The organism is Pseudomonas sp. 43NM1, from assembly GCF_002836905.1.
Lineage (GTDB): Bacteria > Pseudomonadota > Gammaproteobacteria > Pseudomonadales > Pseudomonadaceae > Aquipseudomonas > Aquipseudomonas prosekii.
This window is the reverse complement of record NZ_MKGS01000104.1, coordinates 1-2,238: the sequence shown is the minus strand read 5'-3', so window position 1 is coordinate 2,238 and position 2,238 is coordinate 1. Positions and strand designations below refer to the sequence as shown.

The 2,238-nt window shown below is 66.4% G+C and carries 1 protein-coding gene; it reads right to left on the bottom strand.

Annotated elements, in window-relative coordinates:
• Positions 1 to 2,238, bottom strand: a 2,238-nt coding sequence (locus BI292_RS10030; protein WP_178076561.1) for an autotransporter-associated beta strand repeat-containing protein, incomplete at both ends; no start/stop codon positions are given.

Sequence of the window (2,238 nt, the reverse complement as noted above, 5' to 3'; positions counted from 1 at the left end):
CGTTCAAGGTGCCGGCGTCGATGCTGGTGTCGCCGCTCAGGCTGTTGGCGCCGGTCAGGTTGAGCGTGCCGCTGCCGAGTTTCGCCAGCAAACCGCTGCCGTTGAGTACACCGTCGAACGTGCCGTTGGCGTTGTTGCCGCCAATGCTCAGCGTATTGCCCGCACCGATTTGCGCGGTGCCGCTGCCGCTCAGGCTGGCAATGCTGCCGGACGCGCCGAGGTTGAGGTTAGTGCCGGCGCCCAGATTGACCGCGGCGTTGTTACCCAGTGCCGTGGTGCTGAGGGTGGTCAGGCTGCCGCTCACCACATCGAAGTTGCCGGTGAAAGTGTTGTTGCCGCTGAGGGTCAGGTCGGCGGCGCCGTTTTTGGTCAACGTGCCTGCGCCCGCCACGACCCCGGCCAGCGTCAGGTTGTTGCTGCCGGTGAAGTCCAGCGCAGCATTGACGTTGAGGTTGTTGGCCAGCACCAGCGCCGCGCTGTTGTCCAGCGTCGAAGCGCCGGCGACGGTCAGTGCGCCGCTGCCCAGCGCCGCCGCGTTGCCGAGGGTCAGGGTGCCGGCGTTCAGCGTGGTGCCGCCCGACAGGCTGTTGACGCCGTTGAGGGTCAGGTTCGCCGCGCCATTTTTGCTCAAGCCTCCAGCGCCGCTGATCACCCCGCCGAGGGTCAGATCATTGCTGCCGGCGACCGCGAGATTGGCGTTCAGCAGCATACTATTGCCCAGGCTCAACGCCGTGCTGTTATCCAGCGTCGAAGCGCCCGCGACGGTCAGACTGCCCAGCCCCAGTGCCGCAGCATTGCCGGCGTTCAACGTCCCGGCGTTGAGGTTGACGCCGCCGAGGAAGCCATTGCTGCCATTCAAAGTCAGGTTGGCCGCGCCGTTCTTGGTCAGGCTGCCAGCGCCGTTGAGGTTGCCGGCGAGGGTCAGATCAGCGCTGCCGCCGATGCCAAGGTTGCCGGCGAGGTTCACCGCGTTGTTGACGGAGATTGGCGCAGCGGCGTCCAGCGTGGTGCCGTTGGCGGCGTTCAACACGCCGTTGCCGAGCGCCGTGTTCGAGGCCAGCACCAGTGCGCCGGCGTTCAGTGCGACCGGGCCGAGGAAGCTGTTATTGCCGCCGAGGGTCAGGTTGGCCGCGCCGGTTTTGATCAAACCGCCAACACCACTGATCGCGCCGTTGAGGGTCAACGCGTTGCTGCCCGCGACGCTGAGATTGCCAGCCAGATCGACGGCATTGCCGAGGGTCACTGCCGCGTTGCTATCGAGGGTCACGCCCGACGCGGCGGTCAAAGTGCCGCTGCCCAGTGCGGTGTTGCTGCCCACCACCAGCGTGCCGCCATTGAGCAAGGTGCCGCCGGCGTAGCTGTTGGCGCCGTTGAGCACCAGCGTGCCGCTGTCGAGTTTGGCCAGGGTGCCGGCGCCATCGATGTTGACGCCGAGGGTGGCGGTCACGCCCGGATCAACGCGGATCGCCGTGTTGCCGCCGCTGCCATTGACGGCGGTGAGTTGCCCCGCCGCGCCGCCGATCACGTTGTAGCCATCGGTGACGAACTGCATGCCGTTGAAGGTCTGCGTACCGTCGACCGTCACCGTGCCCGCCGCGCCTTGGAAAATCGCGAAGTCGCTGGCCCAGGTCTGGTTCACCAAACCGTTGACCGAGGTCCAGTTGGTGCCGCCGGCCGTCCACGTGCCAGTGCCGCCATCGACGCTGCCGTTGGCAATCGACTGGCTGCCGTCCCAGAAACGGATCGCCACGTTCGGTGCCGAGACCAGCAAGTTGATCTGATTGCCGACGCTGGTTTGCACCGCCAGATCGGCGAGGCTGTAACCGACGGGAATCGCGCCGACGTCCAGACCGAGATCGACGAGGCTGCCGGTGTAGTTGATCAGGCGATACACGCCGACGCCAAAACCGCCGGCGTCGGTGACGTTGAGCGAACCGTCGAGGGTCAGGTTGCCGCCGACGTTCAGCAGCGAACTGGTGGAAGGTGTGCCGAGCGCCACGTCCATGTTCGAGCCGGCGCCCAGCACCAGCGAAGACGCGGACAACTGGTTGCCGCTGCTCAGCGCCAGATGGCCGCCGCTGTTCACGTTCAACGCGCCCAGCAACGAGCCGGTGCCGGTCAACGTGCCGCCATTGCCGACGTTGACGTTGCTGCTGCCCAGCGAGCCGCTGAGGTCGAGGGTGCCGCCGCTGACCAAGGTGTCGCCGGTAATGCCGTTGATCCCGGTCAGGTTAAGAA